This is a genomic window from Caenimonas terrae (assembly GCF_042655405.1).
Taxonomy (GTDB): Bacteria; Pseudomonadota; Gammaproteobacteria; order Burkholderiales; family Burkholderiaceae_C; genus Ramlibacter; species Ramlibacter terrae_A.
The window spans coordinates 648874-668631 of the sequence record NZ_JBHSMF010000006.1 but is presented as its reverse complement, the minus strand read 5'-3'; the positions used below and the strand labels follow the sequence as shown (position 1 = coordinate 668631).

The 19758-nt window shown below is 70.3% G+C and carries 21 protein-coding genes; 9 read left to right on the top strand and 12 right to left on the bottom strand.

From position 1 onward, the window contains the following. Positions 1-26: 26 nt before the first annotated feature. Both ACFPOE_RS10050 and miaA read right to left on the bottom strand, forming a co-directional pair. The gene (locus ACFPOE_RS10050; protein ID WP_376849945.1) at positions 27-677 is read right to left on the bottom strand and encodes an ABC transporter ATP-binding protein; all 651 of its coding nucleotides are present in this window, start codon (positions 675-677) and stop codon (positions 27-29) included. Further along, positions 674-1666: a tRNA (adenosine(37)-N6)-dimethylallyltransferase MiaA gene (gene miaA / locus ACFPOE_RS10045; protein WP_376849944.1), complete on the bottom strand. Its 993-nt coding sequence runs from the start codon at positions 1664-1666 to the stop codon at positions 674-676. Before miaA ends, ACFPOE_RS10050 begins: the two co-directional genes overlap by 4 nt. Before the next feature lie 146 nt (positions 1667-1812). Here miaA and ACFPOE_RS10040 point away from each other — a divergent pair, with 146 nt between their 5' ends. Both ACFPOE_RS10040 and ACFPOE_RS10035 read left to right on the top strand, forming a co-directional pair. Continuing rightward, positions 1813-1995 (top strand): CsbD family protein, encoded by a 183-nt coding sequence (locus ACFPOE_RS10040; protein WP_376849943.1) that lies wholly within the window; start codon positions 1813-1815, stop codon positions 1993-1995. A gap of 133 nt (positions 1996-2128) precedes the next feature. Further along, the gene (locus ACFPOE_RS10035; protein ID WP_376849942.1) at positions 2129-2389 is read left to right on the top strand and encodes a hypothetical protein; all 261 of its coding nucleotides are present in this window, start codon (positions 2129-2131) and stop codon (positions 2387-2389) included. 26 nt (positions 2390-2415) lie between these two features. Here ACFPOE_RS10035 and ACFPOE_RS10030 read toward each other — a convergent pair whose 3' ends face one another. From ACFPOE_RS10030 to ACFPOE_RS10010, 5 genes are all read right to left on the bottom strand, one after another. Further along, positions 2416-2811, bottom strand: coding sequence for a cell envelope biogenesis protein TolA (locus ACFPOE_RS10030; protein ID WP_376849941.1), 396 nt, complete (start codon positions 2809-2811; stop codon positions 2416-2418). 107 nt (positions 2812-2918) lie between these two features. Beyond that, positions 2919-3776, bottom strand: a complete 858-nt coding sequence (locus tag ACFPOE_RS10025) for an alpha/beta hydrolase (protein ID WP_376849940.1) — start codon at positions 3774-3776, stop codon at positions 2919-2921. 226 nt (positions 3777-4002) lie between these two features. Further along, positions 4003-5874, bottom strand: coding sequence for a DNA mismatch repair endonuclease MutL (mutL, locus tag ACFPOE_RS10020; RefSeq protein WP_376849939.1), 1872 nt, complete (start codon positions 5872-5874; stop codon positions 4003-4005). A gap of 9 nt (positions 5875-5883) precedes the next feature. Next, on the bottom strand, positions 5884-6339 hold the full coding sequence (locus ACFPOE_RS10015) for a response regulator (RefSeq protein ID WP_376849938.1): 456 nt from the start codon (positions 6337-6339) through the stop codon (positions 5884-5886). Positions 6340-6344: 5 nt separating this feature from the next. Further along, complete coding sequence (locus tag ACFPOE_RS10010) at positions 6345-8471, bottom strand: CHASE domain-containing protein (protein ID WP_376849937.1); 2127 nt, start codon at positions 8469-8471, stop codon at positions 6345-6347. Positions 8472-8526: 55 nt separating this feature from the next. Between ACFPOE_RS10010 and ACFPOE_RS10005 the strand changes: the two genes are divergently transcribed. Genes ACFPOE_RS10005 through ACFPOE_RS09995 form a run of 3 tightly spaced genes read left to right on the top strand, consistent with a single transcriptional unit; the run spans position 8527 to position 11055 of the window. Further along, entirely contained in the window at positions 8527-9177 is a 651-nt protein-coding gene (locus ACFPOE_RS10005) for a VTT domain-containing protein (RefSeq protein ID WP_376849936.1), read from the top strand. Between the two features lie 43 nt (positions 9178-9220). Then, a complete protein-coding gene (locus ACFPOE_RS10000) occupies positions 9221-10555 on the top strand; it encodes an aromatic ring-hydroxylating dioxygenase subunit alpha (RefSeq protein WP_376849935.1) in 1335 nt (444 codons plus the stop codon). 47 nt (positions 10556-10602) lie between these two features. Further along, a complete protein-coding gene (locus ACFPOE_RS09995) occupies positions 10603-11055 on the top strand; it encodes an aromatic-ring-hydroxylating dioxygenase subunit beta (RefSeq protein ID WP_376850635.1) in 453 nt (150 codons plus the stop codon). 7 nt (positions 11056-11062) lie between these two features. Here the strand turns inward: ACFPOE_RS09995 and ACFPOE_RS09990 are convergent, their stop codons facing one another. From ACFPOE_RS09990 to tsaE, 3 genes are all read right to left on the bottom strand, one after another. Continuing rightward, on the bottom strand, positions 11063-11281 hold the full coding sequence (locus ACFPOE_RS09990; protein WP_376850634.1) for a glycine zipper 2TM domain-containing protein: 219 nt from the start codon (positions 11279-11281) through the stop codon (positions 11063-11065). Positions 11282-11449: 168 nt separating this feature from the next. Further along, the gene (locus tag ACFPOE_RS09985; protein WP_376849934.1) at positions 11450-12781 is read right to left on the bottom strand and encodes an N-acetylmuramoyl-L-alanine amidase; all 1332 of its coding nucleotides are present in this window, start codon (positions 12779-12781) and stop codon (positions 11450-11452) included. Then, a complete protein-coding gene (gene tsaE, locus ACFPOE_RS09980) occupies positions 12778-13314 on the bottom strand; it encodes a tRNA (adenosine(37)-N6)-threonylcarbamoyltransferase complex ATPase subunit type 1 TsaE (protein ID WP_376850633.1) in 537 nt (178 codons plus the stop codon). The genes ACFPOE_RS09985 and tsaE overlap by 4 nt, the downstream gene beginning before the upstream one ends. Between tsaE and queG the strand changes: the two genes are divergently transcribed. Further along, positions 13297-14397: a tRNA epoxyqueuosine(34) reductase QueG gene (gene queG / locus ACFPOE_RS09975; RefSeq protein WP_376849933.1), complete on the top strand. Its 1101-nt coding sequence runs from the start codon at positions 13297-13299 to the stop codon at positions 14395-14397. The two genes, tsaE and queG, sit on opposite strands and share 18 nt — an antisense overlap. Before the next feature lie 29 nt (positions 14398-14426). Here the strand turns inward: queG and ACFPOE_RS09970 are convergent, their stop codons facing one another. Next, entirely contained in the window at positions 14427-15332 is a 906-nt protein-coding gene (locus ACFPOE_RS09970) for an AEC family transporter (RefSeq protein ID WP_376849932.1), read from the bottom strand. A gap of 122 nt (positions 15333-15454) precedes the next feature. Between ACFPOE_RS09970 and ACFPOE_RS09965 the strand changes: the two genes are divergently transcribed. Genes ACFPOE_RS09965 through ACFPOE_RS09955 form a run of 3 tightly spaced genes read left to right on the top strand, consistent with a single transcriptional unit; the run spans position 15455 to position 18344 of the window. Further along, positions 15455-16429 (top strand): tripartite tricarboxylate transporter substrate binding protein BugE, encoded by a 975-nt coding sequence (locus tag ACFPOE_RS09965; protein WP_376849931.1) that lies wholly within the window; start codon positions 15455-15457, stop codon positions 16427-16429. Between the two features lie 8 nt (positions 16430-16437). Continuing rightward, positions 16438-17322 carry a site-specific tyrosine recombinase XerD gene (gene xerD, locus ACFPOE_RS09960; RefSeq protein WP_376849930.1) on the top strand — a complete coding sequence of 295 codons (885 nt, stop codon included), beginning with the start codon at positions 16438-16440 and terminating at the stop codon, positions 17320-17322. Between the two features lie 26 nt (positions 17323-17348). Beyond that, a complete protein-coding gene (locus tag ACFPOE_RS09955; RefSeq protein ID WP_376849929.1) occupies positions 17349-18344 on the top strand; it encodes a Bug family tripartite tricarboxylate transporter substrate binding protein in 996 nt (331 codons plus the stop codon). A gap of 4 nt (positions 18345-18348) precedes the next feature. On the opposite strand, the gene ACFPOE_RS09950 is transcribed toward ACFPOE_RS09955, so the two are convergent. Then, the gene (locus tag ACFPOE_RS09950) at positions 18349-19746 is read right to left on the bottom strand and encodes an Ig-like domain-containing protein (protein ID WP_376849928.1); all 1398 of its coding nucleotides are present in this window, start codon (positions 19744-19746) and stop codon (positions 18349-18351) included. Between the last annotated feature and the right edge of the window lie 12 nt (positions 19747-19758).

Sequence of the window (19758 nt, the reverse complement as noted above, 5' to 3'; positions counted from 1 at the left end):
GTGCGCCGCTGACCCGCCGCTTGCGCCTAGTCGGGCCGGATGCCTTCGCTGGTGAGATGCAGCACGCGGTCGGCGCGCGCGGCGGCCGCCACCGAATGCGTGACCAGCACCAGCGACGCGCGATGCTCGCGGGTCTGCGCCAGCAGCACGTCCATGACGCGCAGGGCGGTGGCCGGGTCGAGGTTGCCGGTCGGCTCGTCGGCCAGCAGGAAGGCCGGCTGGTGCACCAGGGCCCGCGCGATCGCCACCCGCTGCAGCTGGCCGCCGCTGAGCTGCTGCGGCAGCCGCGGGCCCAGGCCCGCCAGGCCGACCGCATCGAGCATCCGTTCCACCCGCACCGGGTCAGGCTGCCCCAGCAGCATCAGCGGCAGCCCGACGTTCTGCGCCACGTCCAGGTGCGGCAGCACGTGGAAGGCCTGGAACACGAAGCCGATGCGCCGGCGCCGCAGCAGCGCCCGGGCCTCGTCGTCCAGCGTCGCCAGGTCGACGCCGTCCACCGCGACGCTGCCTTCGTCCCACGTGTCCAGGCCGGCCAGGCAGTTGAGCAGCGTGGACTTGCCCACGCCCGATTCGCCGACGATGGCGACGAACTCGCCGGCGCCCACTTCCAGCGAGACGTTGCGAAACACCACGGACTCGCCGTAGCGTTTGGCCAGCTGGCGCACGACCAGGCTCATTGCGCCTGCGCCGCCGCGTCCAGCACCTGCTGCAGCGCATCCGGCGCATCGCAGGCGATCACCTGCCGCTGCGGCATGCCGCGCAGCCAGGTGAGCTGGCGCTTGGCCAGCTGGCGGGTGGCGAAGATGCCGCGCTGGCGCAGTTCGTCCAGCGGGAACTCGCCGCCCTGCGCCGCCTGCGCGTCCAGCAGCTCCCACGCCTGCCGGTAGCCGACGCAGCGCATGCTGGGCAGGCCCGGGTCCAGGTCGCCGCGCGCCCGCAGCGCCATCACTTCGTCCAGGAAGCCCGCCGCCAGCATCGCGTCGAAGCGGTCCGCGATCCGCGCATGCAGCCAGCTGCGCTCCTGCGGTTCCAGCGAGAGCAGGGGAGCCGCCAGGCCGCGCCCGGTCTTGTGCTGGCGCGCCACGTGGAAACTGGACAGCGGCCGGCCGCTGATGCGGAACACCTCCAGCGCGCGCTGGATCCGCTGCGCGTCGTTGGGCGCCAGCCGCGCGGCGGTGACGGGGTCCACGTGCGACAGCGCCGCGTGCATGGCCGGCCAGCCGTTGATCGCCGCCTCCGCCTCCAGCTCGTCGCGCACGCTGGCGTCTGCCGGCGGCATCGCGTCCAGGCCCTCGAACAGCGCCTTGAAGTACAGCATGGTCCCGCCCACCAGCAGCGCCAGCTTGCCGCGGGCGTTGATCTGCGCCACCAGCGCCGTGGCATCGGCCACGAAGTCGGCGGCGCTGTAGGCCTGCAGCGGATCGCGGATGTCGATCAGGTGGTGCGGCACCGCCGCGCGTTCGGCGGCGCTGGGCTTGGCGGTGCCGATGTCCATGCCGCGGTACACCAGCGCCGAATCGACGCTGATGATCTCGCACGGCTGGCGGCGCGCGATCGCCAGCGCCGCCGCGCTCTTGCCGGAGGCGGTCGGGCCGGCCAGCGCCAGCACGCGCGCAGCGCCGGCCGCGATGCGGCCGGAGGCGGGGGCGGGTGGCGCGACGGGCATCGCTAAAGGGTAGCAGAACAGCACGCCGCGGCCGCGCGACAGGCCCTGTAGGAGGTTGACGACGAGCGGACAGGAGGCTTGCCGGCTCCCTGGCCGGCGGCCCGGTCCTAACTTGGATTCATGTCAACCAGTTCGAAGGAACACAGATGAACAAGCAGCAAGTCAAGGGTAGCGTCAAGGAAGCGGCCGGCGAGGTCCAGGAACAGGCCGGCAAGCTGATCGGCAGCAAGGAACAGGAGGTCAAGGGCCACGCGCGCGAACAGGCCGGCAAGGCCGAAAAGAAGAGCGGCGACCTCAAGGGCGTTCTCCGGGAAAGTGGCAGGCACTGAAGGCAGCGGTGCCACAGCCTTTGACGGCCGGGCTTGCCCGGCCGTTTTTTTGCCCGGAGAGGGCCACCTCCTACGCGGGCGCCCGCGTGCGGTCCGTACGATGGCCGGTGACACATCAGCACGAGGACAGCACATGGGCGACGCGATTTCGACACTGAAGAAGATCAAGGAATATGACGATGCCCGTCCCGGCTTTCCGGGCGAGCACTGGATCGTGCTGGGCGCCGGCATCGGGCTGTGGCTGGCGACCCGCCGCCGCCGCTCGATGGTGGTGCAGGCGCTGGGCGCGCTGGGCGCCACCGCGCTGGCCGCCCGCGCCGCCAGCGGGCGCGAGGGCCTGAGCAAGGTGCTGCGCTACACGCCGCTGGGCGGCGGCATCCGGCGCCGCGGCTAGCGCGGCGTGCCGGGGGCGCTCGCGCCTCAGGACTTCTTGGCGTACTTCTTGTCGGCCTTGGACAGTTCCTTGTTGTACTTGTCCATGACCTTGGCCTTTTCCTTGTCGGTCTTGGCTTCGGCCATTTCATGGATGCCCTTGGCCTTGGCTTCTGCCTTTTCGTGGGCCAGCTTGGCGTCGTTCATGCAGGCCTTTTCCTCGGCGCCCTTCATCGGCTTGCAGGCCTTCTTGGCATCCTTGTAGGTCGCGTCGGCCGACTTCTTCAGGGCCTTGGCGTCGTCCTTGGTGCCGGCCAGGTCGCCGGCGCTGGCTGCCGGGGCGGTGGTGGCTGCAGGCGCCGTCGTGGCCGGGCTCTGGGCCGAAGCGAAGGTGGACAGGCCGAACAGGGCCGTGGCAGCGATAGCGATCAAAGTCTTCTTCATGGGGGATTTCTCCTGACGCCGACAATCCGGCTCTCTCCCAACGCGGCACGACGACATCGGTTTGTAGGACGGCGCCTCGACAGCGCATGGGCACTGTCAGCCCTGCGTCAGTGCAGGCTGAACAGCTGAGCCAGTGCCTGGCGGTATTGCGCCTGGCCGAGCGACATCGTGCTGAAATGCGAGCCGCCCGCCACCAGCAGGAACTGCTTGCGGCCCTGCGCTGCGTCGTAGAGTTTTCGGCCCAGCGCGCTGGCGATCAGGTTGTCGTTTTCTCCGTGCACGACCAGCAGCGGCGAATGGATCTTCGCCACCTTCTTGATCGACTCGAAGCGCTGCGTGATCAGCGCGGCCGGCAGCCACGAGCCCTGCAGCCAGCCCCACTTCATGGTGCCGGCGACGTCCGGGATCGAGCTGAAGGTGCCTTCGACGATGGTGCCGCGCTCGTCGTCCACCTGGGCCGCCAGGTCGATGGCGATGGCGCCGCCCAGCGAGTGGCCGAAGATGTAGCGGTCGCGCCGCGGGTACCTGGCGGCCAGCCAGTCCCAGGCGGCCCGCGCGTCCTCGTAGGCGGTCGCCTCCGACGGCAGGCCGGCGGTGCTCTTGCCGAAGCCGCGGTAATCGATGGCCAGCACCGAGAAGCCCAGTTCCTGCATGCGGCGGATGCGCGGCGCCGAGCCTTCCACGTTCCAGCGGGCGCCGTGCAGATAGAGCAGCACCGGGGCCCGCGCCGCGTGCGGTCCGTCGGCCGCCAGCCAGAGTCCGTGCAGCCGGGCCGGCGCGTCGGTCACCTTCGAGCTGAAATCGATCCAGACGTCGTCCATGTCCTGGGCCAGCGCGGCGCTGCCGCCCCAGGCCCGGTCGCTGGGCTGGAAGATCCAGGCCCGCTCGTGCTCGTCCAGGGTGGCACAGCCCAGGGTGAGCAGGGCGGCCAGGGCGGCCGCCAGGAACAGGATCCAGCGTTTCATGCCAGGGTCGGAGCGGCCGGCGGGGCGGAAAGTTCAGCGATTGTCATTCGAGCGTGTCGTCCAGGCATTGTCGTCCCCAGCTTGACCCGGGACCCAGACGCAACGAATGCCAATACCGTCATCAAGGAGCATGGATGCGTCTCGCTGATCGACGGGGTCGTCGGCGCACAAGCGTCTGGTGCCGCGTCGCGGCCCGGCATGACAGCTTTGGCGTGAAGCGCCAGCCTCAGCGGCCGCGCATGAACAGCGCGTCGAGCTCGCGCACGGAGAGCTGGCGCCAGGTGGGGCGGCCGTGGTTGCACTGGTCGGAGCGCTCGGTCTGCTCCATCTGGCGCAGCAGGGCGTTCATCTCCTCCAGCGTGAGCTTGCGGTTGGCGCGCACCGCGCCGTGGCAGGCCATGGTGCCGAGCAGCTCGTTGCGGGCGCGCTCGACCACCGTGCTGGCGTCGTGCTGCGCCAGTTCGGCCAGCACGCTGCGCGCCAGTTCCACCGCGTCGCCCTGCGCCAGGCTGGTGGGCACCGCGCGCACCGCCAGCGTCTTCGCCGAAAAGGGCGTGATCTCCAGCCCGAGCGCGGCCAGCGCCTGCGTGCAGGCTTCCACGGTGGCGATCTCCTGTGGCGTGGCGGCGAAGGTGGCCGGGATCAGCAGCGGCTGGCTGGCGATCCGGTCGGTGTCCATCTGCAGCTTGAGCCGTTCGTAGACGATGCGCTCGTGCGCCGCATGCATGTCGACGATCACCAGGCCCTGCTGGTTTTCGGCCAGGATGTAGATGCCCTGGAGCTGCGCGATCGCGCGGCCGAGCGGCCAGGCGCCGGCGGGCAGGGGAGAAATCGCGTCATCAGGTAAAGCCGTTCGCCCTGGGCTTGGCCTGTCCTGAGCCTGTCGAAGGGTCGAAGCCCCCGCCAGCCCTTCGACGGGCTCCGGGCGAACGGAAGGGTTGGCGTTCCACAGCGCCGCGAGATCGGAGACGCGGTTGCCGATCTCCGGCGCGAAATTCATCGCCGGCTGCTGCCACGTCGCCGACGCCGGCAAGCCGTCTTCCCTCGCTGGCGGCTGTTCCTGCTGGAGCGCCAAGGCAGCCCTGGGCGCGGCCAGCGCGTATTCCACCGCATGGCGCACGGCCTGGTGCACCTCGCGGCTGTCGCGAAAGCGCACCTCGATCTTGGTGGGGTGCACGTTGACGTCGACGCGGGCCGGGTCGATCTCCACGTACAGCGCGTAGACCGGCTGGCGCTGGCCGTGCAGCACGTCCTCGTAGGCGCTGCGCGCCGCGTGCGTGATCACCTTGTCGCGCACGTAGCGGCCGTTGACGTAGGCGAACTGGTGGTCGGCCCGGGCCCGCGCCAGGTCGGGGATGCCGGCGCGGCCGCTGACCCGGATCGGCCCGGCGCTGTATTCCACCGCGACGCCCTGGTCGATCAGTTCGTCCCCGAGCACGTCGGCCAGCCGCTGCTCGCGCGTGGCCGGCCGCCACTGTTCCACCAGCCGGCCCTCGTGCCAGATCGCGAAGCCGACGTCCGGGCGCGCCAGTGCGTGGCGGCGCACCGCCTCGATGCAATGGGCCAGCTCGGTGGCGTCGCTCTTGAGGAACTTGCGGCGCGCCGGCGTGCTGAAGAACAGTTCCTTCACTTCCACGCTGGTGCCGATGGCGCGCGCCGCCGGCCGCAGCTCGCCGCTGCGGGCGTCCAGCGCGAAGGCACTGGCCTGGCCGGCGCAGCGTGACAGCAGCGTCAGTTCGGCCACCGAGCCGATCGCCGCCAGCGCCTCGCCGCGAAACCCCATCGTGCCCACCGACTCCAGGTCCTGCAGCGAGCCGATCTTGCTGGTGGCATGGCGCCGCAGCGCGATCGGCAGTTCCTCGCGCGGGATGCCGCTGCCGTCGTCCTCCACCGAGATCAGCCGCACGCCGCCGGCCAGCAGCCGCACCGTGACCTGGGTGGCGCCGGCGTCCAGCGCGTTGTCGGTGAGTTCGCGCACCACCGAGGCGGGGCGTTCCACCACTTCGCCGGCCGCGATCTGGCTGACCAGTTCGTCGGGCAGTTCGCGGATCGGGCGGCGGGGGGCGGGTGGGGAAACGGTGGGGAGGGAAGCTGGCACCGGGGTATTTTAGGTTCGGCCGCCGCGGCCGGCCGGCTGGTTGAACAGCCCCCAGTAGACGCCGACCGCGCGCGCGCAGGCGATCAGGCCTTCGTAGCCGACCGGCTTGGTCACGAAGCCGTTGACCCCGGCCGCATAGCCGGCCTCCACGTCCAGGTGCTGGTTGGACGAGGTCATGATCACCACCGGCAGCAGGTGCAGGCTGGGCTCGCGGCGGATCGCGCGCACCAGGTCCAGGCCGTCCATGCGCGGCATCTTGATGTCGGTCAGCACCACCAGCGGCAGCACGTCCTCGCGCCCGTCGTACTCGCCGCGCCGCAGCAGGTAGTCCATGGCCTGCACGCCGTCGCGGCAGACGACGATCGGGTTGGCCAGCTGCGCTTCCTCCAGCCCGATGCGGAACAGTTCGACGTCGTCGTCGCTGTCGTCGACGATCAGGATCGGCTGGAGACTGTCATGCGGCATAGGGTTCAGACACTACCAGTTCGGCGCGGCAGCGTAAACCGGAAACAGGCGCCGGCGCCCGGCTCGCTCTCCACCCAGACCTTGCCGCCGTGGCGCTCCACGATGCGCCGCACGTTGGCCAGGCCGACCCCGGTGCCCTCGAATTCGTCCTGGTGGTGCAGCCGCGAAAACACCTTGAACAGGCGGTGCACGTACTGCATGTCGATGCCCACCCCGTTGTCGCGGATGGCGATGCAGTCTTGGTCCGGGCCGGCATCCTCGCTGAACACCTCGATCAGCGCCGGCGTGCTGCGGGCCGAGTACTTCACCGCATTGCCCACCAGGTTGGACATCACCTGGGCCAGCAGGGCGGCGTCGCCCTGCACCACCGGCAGCGGGCCGATCCGCCATTCGACGGCCCGCCCCTCCAGCTCCGGCGCCAGCGCGTCGATGCAGCCGCGCAGCACCTCGTTGAGGTCCACCGGCCCCACGGCCAGCTCGTGGTGGCTCAGTTGCGAGAAGGCCAACAGGTGGTCGATCAGCCGGCCCATGCCGTGGGCGGCGGCGACGATCCGGCCCAGGTAGTCGCGGGCCTTGTCGTCCATGCCGGCGCCGTGCCGCAATTCCAGCACCCGCGCGAAGCCGTGCACGTGGCGCACCGGCGCCCGCAGGTCGTGCGCCACCGAATAGGCGAAGGCCTCCAGCTCCTGGTTGACCCGGGTCAGGTCGGCGGTGCGGGACGCCACGGTGCCCTCGAGTTCGCGCGCGAAGCTGCGCTGCTGCTCCTGGATCCGCTTCTCGATCGAGATGTCGTGGAACGACGCCAGCAACTGGGGGCTGCCGCCGCCGGTCACTTCGCCCAGCGACATCGCCAGCTCCAGCGGCTGGCCGTCGCGCGTGACGCCGACGACGTTGCGCACCGTGCCCACCTGCGGCATGCCGTCGCGCGCCAGTTCCGGCACCAGCATCGAGAACGGCTGCCCGAGCAGTTCGCCCTCCGGATGCCCGAACAGGCTGCAGGCGGCGGGGTTGGCCGAGCGGATCAGGCCGGCCGTGTCGATCGCGATGATGCCGGTCAGGGTGGCGGAAAGGACGGCACTGGCGCGGGCCTGGGCCCGGTCGCGCTGGCCGATCGCCCGCCGCAGCAGGCCCGCCACCAGCAGGGTCAGCGTCAGCACCAGCAGGCCGGCGGTCAGCGCCTTGCCGTGCAGCAGCGAGTCGACCGGGCGCGAGCGCATCTCGATCGACCAGAAGCGGCCGTGGACGGCAATCACCTGGGCCAGCGTGCGTTCCTCCCGCCAGGGCGACCGCGCCGGCAGGTTGCCGTACCGTCCCAGCAGCAGCAGGCCCGAGGCGCCCGGCGCCGGGCCGTCGACCGCGCCGGCGTCGGTCAGGCTGATCTCGGTTTCCGGCAGCAGGTGGTGTCCCAACGCCGTCCCCAGCAGGTGGTCGGCAACGAACACCACCGAGACCTGGCCGCGGTATTCGCGGCGCCGGTCCTGGACGTTGCGCAGGGTCGCGCCGCGCCGGTAGATCGGTGCGCGGATCACCAGCCCGGTCTTGCCGGTCTGCACCAGGGTAAAGGGCGCCGACGCCGTCGCCTCGCCGGTGTCGCGCGAGGCCTCCAGCACCGCCGCGCGCACCGGGCCGGACGCCGTGTCGAAGCCGAAGGCGGCCTCGTTGCCCTGCATCGGCTCGTTGAATTCGGTGGCGACGTAGAAGGGCCGCTCGCCCGGCGGGACGATCCGGAACTCCGGGTAGCCGCCCGGCTGCAGCGAGGCGTCGGCCCGCACCGCGGCCTCGAAGGCGGCACGCTCCTGCTGCGGCACCCAGCGCGCGAACTGCAACGCCTGCAGCTCGGCGCCTTCGCCGACCCGCAGGGCGCGGGCGTACTGGTGGAAATCGGCACGGGTGACGTTGTCGGAGGCCAGGAACAGGCCCTGCACGCCGCGCAGCATCGTGTAGGCCTGCTCCACCTTGCTGGTCACTTCGTAGGTGAGCTGCGCAAAGCGCTGTTCGTCCTCCCGGTCCCGGGACTCGGAGTCGCCTCTTGCCACGGCATACCAGGTGAGCGCCGCCAGGGCGCTTCCCGCCAGCAGCACCGCACCGGCGTAGAACCGCGCGAAATATCGAATGCCACCCGATGAGTTCATTTCCGCCAGCATAACCACCGGCGGCCGGCGCGCGCCGCCGGGGGATAATCGTCCGATGGAATTCGTCACCTTTATCGTCGGCTTCGTCCTGCACGTCGACACCTACCTCGAAACCTTCGTGCGCAACTACGGCGCCTGGGTCTACGCCCTGCTGTTCGTGATCATCTTCGTGGAGACCGGCGTCGTCGTGATGCCCTTCCTGCCCGGCGACTCGCTGCTGTTCGTGGTCGGCGCGATGTGCGGGCTGGGCCTGATGAGCCTGCCGCTGTCGATCGGCCTGCTGATCGCCGCCGCGGTGCTGGGCAACCAGAGCAACTACACGATCGGCCGCTTCTTCGGGCCGAAGGTGTTCCAGTGGGAGCAATCGCGCTTCTTCAACAAGCGCGCCTTTTTGCAGGCCCACGAGTTCTATGAACGGCACGGCGGCATCACCATCGTGGCGGCGCGCTTCATGCCTTTCCTGCGCACCTTCGCGCCCTTCGTGGCCGGCGTCGCCGAGATGACCCGCCGCAAGTTCACGCTGTACGACGTCACCGGCGCCGTGCTGTGGGTCGGCGGCGTCGTCACCGCCGGCTACCTGTTCGGGGGCATCCCCTGGGTCAAGCTGCACCTGGACAAGATCATCTGGGCCATGATCTTCATTCCGGGCGTCGTGATCCTGTTCGGCGCCTGGAAGGCCAGGCGCAAGGCTGCCCTGGTGGGCTGAGGGCGTCGGGCTGCCCGTCTTGTGACTTCCCAGGAGACAAGCAATGAATGCACCGCAAAGCCTGTCGCGCTGGAGCGAGCCGGGATCCAGCCGCGTGCCCTTCTGGGCCTACACGGACGCGCAGCTCTACGCCCGCGAGCTGGACAAGATCTTCTACGGCGAGCACTGGTCGTACGTGGGACTGGAGGTGGAGATCCCCAACACCGGCGACTTCAAGTTGAGCCACATCGGCGAGCGCCAGGTGATCATGGTGCGCGACCGGGTGGCGCCGAAGGACCGCGCCACTGACAGCGGCATCCGGGTGGTCGAGAACCGCTGCGCCCATCGCGGCGTGCGCTTCTGCCAGCAGCAGCACGGCAACGCCCGCAGCTTCGTCTGCCCGTATCACCAGTGGACCTACAAGCTCAATGGCGACCTGGCGGGGCTGCCGTTCAAGGACGGGGTGAAGGACGGCGACTGCGTCAACGGTGGCATGCCGGCCGGCTTCGAGCTGAAGGACCACGGCCTGACCAAGCTGCGCGTGGCGGTGCTGCACGGCCTGGTGTTCGCGACCTTCAGCGACAGCGTCGAGCCGCTGCAGGACTATCTCGGTCCCGAGCTCAAACCCTGGCTGGACCGCATCTTCCAAGGCCCTTCGACGGAGCTCGGGACAGGCCGCACGCTCAGCCTGCTGGGCTACAACCGCCAGCGCATTCCGGGCAACTGGAAGCTGATGATGGAAAACATCAAGGACCCGTACCATCCGGGCCTGCTGCACACCTGGTTCGTCACCTTCGGGCTGTGGCGGGCCGACCAGAAGAGCCGGATGGTGATGGACGCGCACGGCCGGCATGCGGTGATGGTCTCCAGCCGCAACGAGGGCGGGCACAACGCAGCGGTCACGGCCGGCGTCACGTCGTTCAAGGCCAACATGGCGCTGCACGACGACCGCCTGCTGGACGTGGTGCCGGAAGCCTGGTGGACCATCGACGATCCGGCCCATCCCGGCAGCAAACTCACGCCATCGGTCACCATGATCACGCTGTTTCCCAGCCTGATCATCCAGCAGCAGGTCAACTCGCTGTCCACCCGCCACATCGTGCCGCGCGGCGAGGGCGAGTTCGATTTCGTCTGGACCCATTTCGGCTTCGCCGACGACACGCCGGAGATGACGCGCCGGCGCCTGCGCCAGGCCAACCTGTTCGGGCCGGCCGGCTTCGTCAGCGCCGACGACGGCGAGGTGATCCAGTTCAGCCAGCAGGGCTTCGCCCAGTGGGGCGAGGGCGGCAGCACCCTGTGCGAGCTCGATGGCACCGGCACCGGGCCCAGCGGCCACATGGTGACCGAGACCCTGATCCGCAGCATGTACGCCTACTGGAAGAAGGTGATGGCCGTATGAGCGACGCCACCGTTCGGGCTGAGCCTGTCGAAGCCCTGTTCCTGCAGATGCAGGTCGACCGGCTCAACGCCGCCTACTGCGCAGCGCTGGACGAGGCGCGCTTCGACGACTGGCCGGAGTTCTTTTTGGACGACGGCCAGTACAAGGTGCAGGCGCGGGAGAACTTCGACCGCGGCCTGCCGCTGGCGCTGATCGCGCTGGAAAGCAAGGGAATGATGAAGGACCGGGTCTACGGCGTGACGCAGACCATCTACCACGGGCCGTACTACATGCGCCACGTGGTGGGCCCGGCCCGGGTTCTGTCCGACGACGGTGGCCTGGTCAGGGCGCAGTCGAACTACGCGGTGTTCCGCACCCGCCCGGGCGATGCCAGCGAGGTGTACAACGTCGGGCGCTACATCGACGAGATCGTGCGCACCGAAGCCGGCCTGCGCTTGCGCAGCCGGCTTTGCGTGTACGACAGCGAGATGGTGCTCAACTCGCTGATCTACCCCATCTGAGGCCGGATCAACGGCGGCGATCGGGCTTGGTGGCCTGGTTGCCGATGTAGGCACCGGCAGCCGCGCCACCCACGGTGCCGAGCGGGCCGCCGAGCAGGGCATCGCCCACCACGCCGCCGACCACGGCGCCGCCGACCGTTCCCGCCGTCTGGCGGTCCATGTTGGCACAGCCGGACAGACCCATCACCGCTGCGGCTGCAACAGCCGCGAGAATTTTCGTGTTCATCAGATTCACCTTCATGGTTGGTTGGTTCCAGGCCGACTTCGTGCGCGGTGTGAGCCGCTCCCAAGCCTGTGAGATCAATGTATGAACCCGGCGCAAACGGGGGTGTAGGAAGATATCGCCGCACCCCGTCGGCCTGCGTCGGCCGAAATCACACTCGAACGCAATGCGTTACAAGGGGCGGTTGCGCGCCAGCGGCGGATTCTTCAGGAAGTAGCGGTTGATGCCGCGCATGATCGCGTCGGCCAGCTGCTCCTGGTAGGCGTCGCTGCGCAGGCGCGCCTCTTCGTCGGGGTTGCTGATGAACGCGGTTTCCACCAGCACGCTGGGGATGTCCGGCGCCTTGAGCACCGCGAAGCCGGCCTGTTCCACGTTGCGCTTGTGCAGCGCGCCGACGTTGCCGATCTCGCCGAGCAGCGCGCCACCGAGCTTGAGGCTGTCGTTGATCTGCGCGGTGGTGCTCATGTCCAGCAGCGCGCGCGCCAGGTGCACGTCCTGCGTCTTGATGTTGACGCCGCCGATCAGGTCGGCCCGGTTCTCCTTGTCCGCCATCCAGCGCGCCGCCGAACTGGAGGCGCCGTTCTGGCTGAGCGCGAACACGCTCGCGCCCTTGGCCGACGGCGTGAGGAAGGCGTCCGCATGCAGGCTCACGAACAGGTCGGCCTGCACCCGCCGCGCCTTCTGCACGCGCTGGTGCAGCGGCACGAAGAAGTCGGCGTCGCGCGTCATGTAGGCGCGCATCGGGTTGCCGTTGACGACGGTGGCGTTGATGCGCTGCTGCAGCCGCTGCGCGATCTGCAGCACCACGTCCTTCTCGCGCGTGCCGGACGGCCCGGTCGCGCCCGGGTCTTCGCCGCCGTGGCCCGGGTCCAGCGCCACGATGATCAGGCGGTCGGTGCGTTGCGCACGCGCGGTGGCCGGCGCCGGGCGCTGCGGCGCCGGCGCTGGCGGCGCTGCGGGCGGCGCGCTGGCGGGCCGCTGGCTCTGCCTGGCGATCAGTTCGCCCAGCGGGTCGCCGGCCGGCGCCGGCGCCGGCTGCGCCTGGCTGTCCTTCATGCGCTGGGCGATCAGTTCCTCCAGCGGATCGGCGGCCTTGCGCGGATACACGTCCACCACCAGCCGATGCTGGTAGGCCGCGACCGGCGGCAGGCTGAACACCTGGGGCAGCGCGGCCTGCTTCAGGTCGATCACCAGCCGCACGCCCGAGGGCGCGCCCTGGCCGACCCGGATGCCGGCGATGAAGGGATCGTCCGGCTTGACCTTGGCCACCAGCTCGCGCAGCGCGGGATTGAGTTGGATGCCCTCGATGTCCACCGCCAGCCGCGGCGGGTCCGGCACCACCACCTGGCGCGACACCAGCAGGCCGTCGGACTCGATGGTGACGCGCGTGTAGTCGGGCGCCGGCCAGACCCGCACCGCCAGGATGGTGGCGCCGCTGGCGATCTGCTGCGCCCCGAGCAGCAGCACCAGCGTGCCGCCCTGCACCAGCTCGCGCCGCCTCATTGCAGCAGCTCCCGGCCCAGCGGCGTCTGCGCCGCCAGCGTCACGTGGCGCACGTCGTCCGCCCCGACCTCGATGCGGACCACCAGGTCGGCCCTGGGCAGCAGGGCGCCGGCGTTCTGCGGCCACTCCGCCAGCTTCAGGCCCGGGCTGGCGAACAGGTCGCGAAAGCCCGCGTCTTCCCATTCGCGCGGATCGCTGAAGCGGTAGAAGTCGAAATGCCAGATCGCCAGCTCCGCCTCGTCCTGGGCCGGCCGCCCTTCGACAGGCTCAGGACGAACGGCCACGACGTACGGCTCGACGACGGCATAGGTGGGGCTCTTGATGCGGCCCTGCACGCCGAGCGCGCGCAGGATGTGGCGCACCAGCGTGGTCTTGCCGGCGCCCAGCTCCCCATGCAGTTCGATGAAGGCGTTGCCGATGGCCGGATGGGCCGCCAGCCGCTGCGCGAAGGCCGCGCATTCTTCCTCGCTGGTCCAGTCCAGGCGCAGGTCCGCGCTTCCTACAATCGGCGGGTGGTGTTCAGCAGCAGTCAGATCGACGGTCCTCAATTGGTGGCGCAGGTGGCCCAGTGGGCCATCGATTGCGGATTTTCCCAAATCGGCGTGGCCGGCGTCGACCTGTCCTCGGCCGAGCCGGGGCTTTCGGCATGGCTGTCCAACGGCTTTCACGGCGAAATGGCCTACATGCAGGCCCACGGGATGAAGCGGGCCCGGCCGGCGGAACTGGTCCCCGGCACCGTCAGCGTGATCACCGCACGGATGGACTATCTGCCGGCGGCCACGCCGCCCGGCTGGCAGGCGGTGGAAATGGCGCGCCTGCAGCGCCCGCGCGAGGGCATCGTCTCGCTCTATGCGCGGGGCCGCGATTACCACAAGGTGCTGCGCGCCCGGCTGCAGCAGCTGAGTGACCGCATCGCCCGGGAGATCGGCCCCTTCGGCCACCGCGTCTTCACCGATTCGGCGCCGGTGCTGGAGGCGGAGCTGGCCGCGCGCAGCGGCCAGGGCTGGCGCGGCAAGCACACGCTGGTGCTCGATCGCGACGCCGGCTCGATGTTCTTCCTGGGCGAGATCTACGTGGATCTCGCGCTGCCGCCCAGCGCACCGGTGACGGAGCACTGCGGCAGCTGCAGCGCCTGCATCGCGATCTGCCCGACGCAGGCCATCGTCGCGCCCGGCAAGCTCGATGCGCGCCGTTGCATCTCTTACCTCACCATCGAACACCACGGGCCGATCCCGATGGAGCTGCGCCCGCTGCTGGGCAACCGCATCTACGGCTGCGACGACTGCCAGCTGGTGTGCCCCTGGAACAAGTTCGCCAGGCGCAGTGCGCTGCCCGATTTCGACGAGCGCGCCGGCCTGGTCGGCAGCCAGCTGGCGGAGCTGTTCGGCTGGAGCGAGGAGCAGTTCCTGCGCCGCACCGAGGGCAGCCCGATCCGCCGCATCGGCCACGAGCGCTGGCTGCGCAACATCGCGGTGGCGATCGGCAACGCGCTGGCGGCGGCGGACGACGCGCCGCTGCGCGCCGCGCTGCTGGCGCGCCAGCACCATCCCAGCGCGCTGGTGCGCGAGCACGTGGCGTGGGCGCTGGCGCAGTCGGGCGCGGCCCCGGCGCAGTGAGGCCGCGGTGCTTGCGGGTCTGGCGGACGCTAGCGCAGCAGCCCCAGGGCGAAGGGCAGGCTTGCCACCCCGAGCACGGTGGACAGCGTGACCATCCCGGCGACATAGGGGCCGTTGTAGCCCATGCGCGCGGCCAGCACGTAGCAGCTGGAGGCCGTCGGCAGCGCCGAGAAGGCCAGCAGCACCGTGGTCTGCACCGGGTCCAGCCGGAACAGCCGCGCCAGCCCGAACGCCGTCAGCGGTATCAGCAGGTGCCGGATCGACAGCAGCGCGAAGGCCAGCGCCTTGGCCCGGCCCAGCGGCCCCAGCTGCATGCCCGCGCCGGCGGCCATCAGGCCCAGCGCCAGCGAGGCGCCGCCGATGCGCCCGAAGGTCGGCTCCAGCCACACCGGGATGCGCAGCCCGGCGAGGTTGGCCGCCAGCCCCAGCAGGGTGGCGATGATCAGCGGGTTGCGCAGCAGCGCGCGCAGGAAGCCGGTGTTGGCGTGGCGCGCCATCGGCCACACGGCGGCCACGTTGTACAGCGGCACGCTGACGCCGATCAGCACCGCGATCAGCGCCAGCCCCGGGCCGCCGGCCAGCCGCTCGGCCAGCGCCAGCGCGATGAAGGAATTGAAGCGGAACGCGACCTGCGCCGCGCCGGCGTGCTCGCGCGCATCCACGTGCCGGCCGATCCACGGCCACCAGGGCACCGAGTACGCGAGCGCGATGCCGGCCACGCCCATCAGCAGGCCGGCGCCGATCAGGCCCGAGGTGGCCGCCAGGTCCAGCGGGTTGCGCACGATCGACTGGAACAGCAGCACGGGAAACAGGAAGTAGTACACCAGCCCTTCGACCGGCTCCCACACGCTGCGATCGAGCGCCGTGTAGCGGCACACCAGGTAGCCGCAAAGTATGAGCGAGAAGTCCGGAAACAGCAGCTGCGCGTAATTCACCGGGGCGAGCATAGCCGAGCGCTTGCGCTGACCGGGTATGCCCTCAGCGGTGCAGCCTCTGGGGGCAGCGCATTTCGCATACGATGCCGGGTTACCCGCTTTACGATATCCAAGGAGTCCGCATGAATCGCCGCCACTGGTTTGCCCTGTCCGCCGCCGCTCTCGCGGTGGCCAGCGCCGGCCCCGTCTTCGCCCAAGCCTATCCCAACAAGACGATCAAGCTGGTCGTGCCCTTCGCCCCCGGCGGCACCACCGACATCATCGCCCGCGTGATCGCCGAGCCGCTGGGCAAGGCCCTGGGCCAGAGCGTGGTGGTGGAGAACAAGGCCGGCGGCGGCGGCGTGGTCGGCGCGCTGGATGCCTCGCGCGCGGCGCCGGACGGCTATTCGCTGGGCGTGGCGACGGTGTCGACGGTCGCGGCCAATCCCGCGATCAACCCGAAGATTCCGTACAACTCGGTCACCGACTTCACGCCCATCATCAACATCGCGGCGACGCCCAACATCATCGCGGTGAATCCGTCGTTCCCGGCCAAGGACTACAAGTCCTTCGTCGCCGAACTGAAGAAGTCGCCGGGCAAGTATTCGTATTCGTCGTCCGGCACCGGCGGCATCGGCCACCTGCAGATGGAGCTGTACAAGAGCCTGTCGGGCACCTTCGTCACCCACATCCCGTACCGCGGCGCCGGCCCGGCGCTCAACGACACCGTCGCCGGCCAGGTGCCGATGATCTTCGACAACGTGCCCTCGACCCTGCCGTGGGTCAAGGAAGGCCGGCTGGTGCCGATCGTGGTCGCCGCGCCGCAGCGCCTGGCGTCGCTGCCGAATGTGCCGACCTTCAAGGAAGTGGGGCTGGAGCCGGTCAACCGCATGGCGTTCTACGGCATCTACGGCCCCAAGGGCCTGCCGCCGGAAGTGGTCGCCAAGATCCATGACGGCGTGATGAAGGCGCTGCAGGATCCGGCCGTGCGCAAGCGCATCGAAGACACCGGCTCCATCATCGTCGGCAACACGCCGCAGCAGTTCGCCGAGCAGATCAAGGCCGAACTGGCGGTCTACAAGAAGGTCGTCGAAACCGCCAAGCTCAAGCTCGACTGAGCTGCGCCATGAGCGAAGCGTCGGTCGATGCGTTCATCGACGCGATCTGGCTCGAGGAGGGCCTGTCGAAGAACACGCTGGCCGCCTACCGGCGCGACCTGACGCTGTACGGCCGCTGGCTGAAGGAGCGGGGCAAGGCCATCGAGGCGACCGCGGAATCGGACCTGAACGCCTATTTCGCCGCCCGCCACAGCCAGACCAAGGCGACATCGGCCAACCGGCGGCTCACCGTCTTCAAGCGCTACTTCCGCTGGGCGCTGCGCGAGCGGATGATCGCCGCCGACCCGACGCTCAAGCTGCAGTCGGCCAGGCAGGCGCTGCGCGTGCCCAAGACCCTGAGCGAGCCGCAGGTGGAAGCGCTGCTGGCCGCGCCCGACGTCGAGGAACCGCTGGGCCTGCGCGACCGCGCGATGCTGGAGCTGATGTACGCCAGCGGCCTGCGGGTGAGCGAGCTGGTCGGCCTGAAGCTGTTCAACCTGGGCATGAACGAAGGCGTGCTGCGCGTGCTGGGCAAGGGCGGCAAGGAACGGCTGGTGCCGTTCGGCCAGATCGCCCGCGACTGGATCGTGCGCTACCTGGCCGAGGCGCGGCCGGCGATCCTGGGCGGCCGCCAGACCGAGGACCTGTTCGTCACGGTGCGCGGCAGCGGCATGTCGCGGGTGATGTTCTGGATGATCGTGAAGAAGCATGCGCTGGCGGCCGGCATCAACGCGCCGCTGTCGCCCCATACGCTGCGCCACGCCTTCGCCACCCACCTGCTCAATCACGGCGCCGACCTGCGCGCGGTCCAGATGCTGCTCGGGCACGCCGACATTTCGACCACCACCATCTACACCCACGTCGCGCGCGAGCGGCTCAAGTCGCTGCATGCGCAGCACCATCCGCGCGGCTGACACCGACAACCGAAGACCGTCGACCCATGAACCAACGCAACCCGCTCTCCCGCCGCGCCGGCCTGGCCCTGCTGGCGTCCTTCCTGCTGGCGGCCGTTCCCGCCGTTCATGCGCAGGCCGGCCACTGGCCCGCCAGGCCGATCCGCCTGATCGTGGCCTATCCCTCCGGCGGCGTCAGCGACATGGTGGCGCGCCTGCTGGCCGACAAGCTGTCGGCGCAGCTGGACACGCCGGTGCTGGTGGAGAACAAGGGCGGCGCCAGCGGCAGCATCGGCGTCGACGCGGTGGCCAAGGCGGCGCCCGACGGCTACACGCTGGGCTTTGCCGCCGTCAGCCCGCTCACGCTCAGCCCGCACCTGGGCAAGCTGCCCTTCGACCCGGTGCGCGACATCGCGCCGGTGGCCAGCGTGATGTATTCGCCGGTGCTGGTGCTGGCGACGCCGGCCAGCGACAGCAAGGACTTCGGGGCGCTGCTGGCGACCGCCCGCGCCAGGCCCGGCGCGGTGCGCTGGGCGACCTCGGGCCCGGCCTCGCTGGGCAACATCCTGCTGGAGCAGCTCAAGGCCGCGGCCAAGGTGGACATCACGGCGATCCCGTACAAGGGCGGCGGCCAGCAGATCACCGATGCCGTCGGCGGGCAGTTCGAGGTGCTCTCGGTCAACACCAGCCCCACCATCGTGCAGCAGATGAAGGCCGGCAAGCTGCGGGCCCTGGCGGTGGGCGCGCCGGCGCGGCTGGAGGCGATGCCGGCCGTGCCGACGCTGGCCGAACTGGGCTATCCGGCGGCCAACATGACCTCGCTGTTCGGCGTGTTCGCGCCGGCGGCGGTGCCGCAGCCGCTGCTGGAGCGGCTCAACGCCGAGATCAACAAGGCGCTGGCGCAGCCGGACCTGCGGGCCCGGCTGCTGGGCAGCGACAACGTGCCCACCGGCGGCACGCGCGCCGAGTTCGCCCGGCAGATCGCCGGCGAATCGCAGAACAACGCCCGCATCATCCGGGCCGCCGGCATCAAGGCCGACTGAGGCCTCAGCTCCCGCGCTGGGTCAGCGAGAAGCGGCTTTCCTGCGCCTGGGCGCCGCGCCGGGCCACCATGAAGAACTCGTAGCGCTCGCCCGGATAAGGCGTGCCGGGCACCATGGTGAACGAGAAGATGCCTTCGCCGTCGGCCTGCAGCGTCTGCGCATAGACGATCCGTTCCTGGCCGACCGCGGGCGCCGGCGGCGGCAACGCCCGCACCGTCACCTGCACCATCGCGCCGGGCGCCGTGCGGCCCTTGATCAGCACCGGGTCGGGTCCGATCTCGGTGTTGGGATACTGGTTGACGATCTGCACCGCCAGGCTGGCAGGACCGGCCGGCACCACGATGCGCGGGGGCGGCGCCACCACGACCGGCGGCACGACCACCACCGGCGGATTGGCGACGATGCCGCCCGTCACCTCGAAGTTCCAGGCCTTGCGCACCGTGTTGCCGGCCATGTCGCGCGCCGTCACGTCCACCGTGTGGCGCCCCGGCGGCAGGGCCGCGCGCAGGCTGAAGCCCTGGCGCGTGATCTGGGCGTCGCGTGTCACGTTGCGGCCGGACAGCAGGATCTGCACGCTGGCCGGGTCGACGCCGCTGCCGCGGCCGTCGTCGAAGCTGGCGCCGATCTGCAGCGGCGGGCCGACGCGGATCTGCTCGCCGTCGCGCGGGCTGAGGTTGGACACCTGCGGCGGCTGGCGGTCGAACTCGGCGCGGGTGGCGGGCATCGCCAGGTTGGCGGTGGCCATCCGGTCGCCGATCCGCAGCGTGGCCATGATCGGGCGCCTGGGGTCGAAATTGTCCGAGCGGCGCACGGTGTAGCCGCCCTCGTAGACGCCCGGCCGCACTTCGCGCAGGGCCAGGTCGTTGGCCACGCCGGGCAGGTCCACCACCACGGCGGCGCCGGGCGTTCCTTCCAGCGCGAAGCGCAGGTCCACGCCCGGTTCGATGCGCTCCACCGGCGCCATGCCGAAGCGCTCGATGCGCAGATCGGCGACGCGCGGCGGCGGCAGCGGGCGCGGCACGGGCAGCAGGTCGGCCAGCCCGAAGTTGGCGGCCGCCACCCGGTCGTCGCGCTCCAGCGTGGCGCGGACGGGTGCATTGCGTTCCACCTGGTCGCCGCGTCTGACCGTGTAGGAGCCGACGTAGACGCCGCGCTGCGTCTCCTGCAGTTCGACTGCGTCGCGCAGGCCGCGGACGTGCACGCGGGCCTGGCCGCGCGGCGAGCCTTCCAGCGTGAAGGTGACCAGGGTGCCGGGCACCAGCGGTCCGTCGGCCTGGGCGCTGAGCGAGCGCACTTCCGGCGCCGGCTGGGCGATGGCGGTGGCGGGCAGCGCCACCAGGCTGGCCGCGGCCGGCAGCAGCAGGAAGGCCGAAGCCAGGTAATTGCGCATGGGGTGTTTCATCCGGTTCTCCGA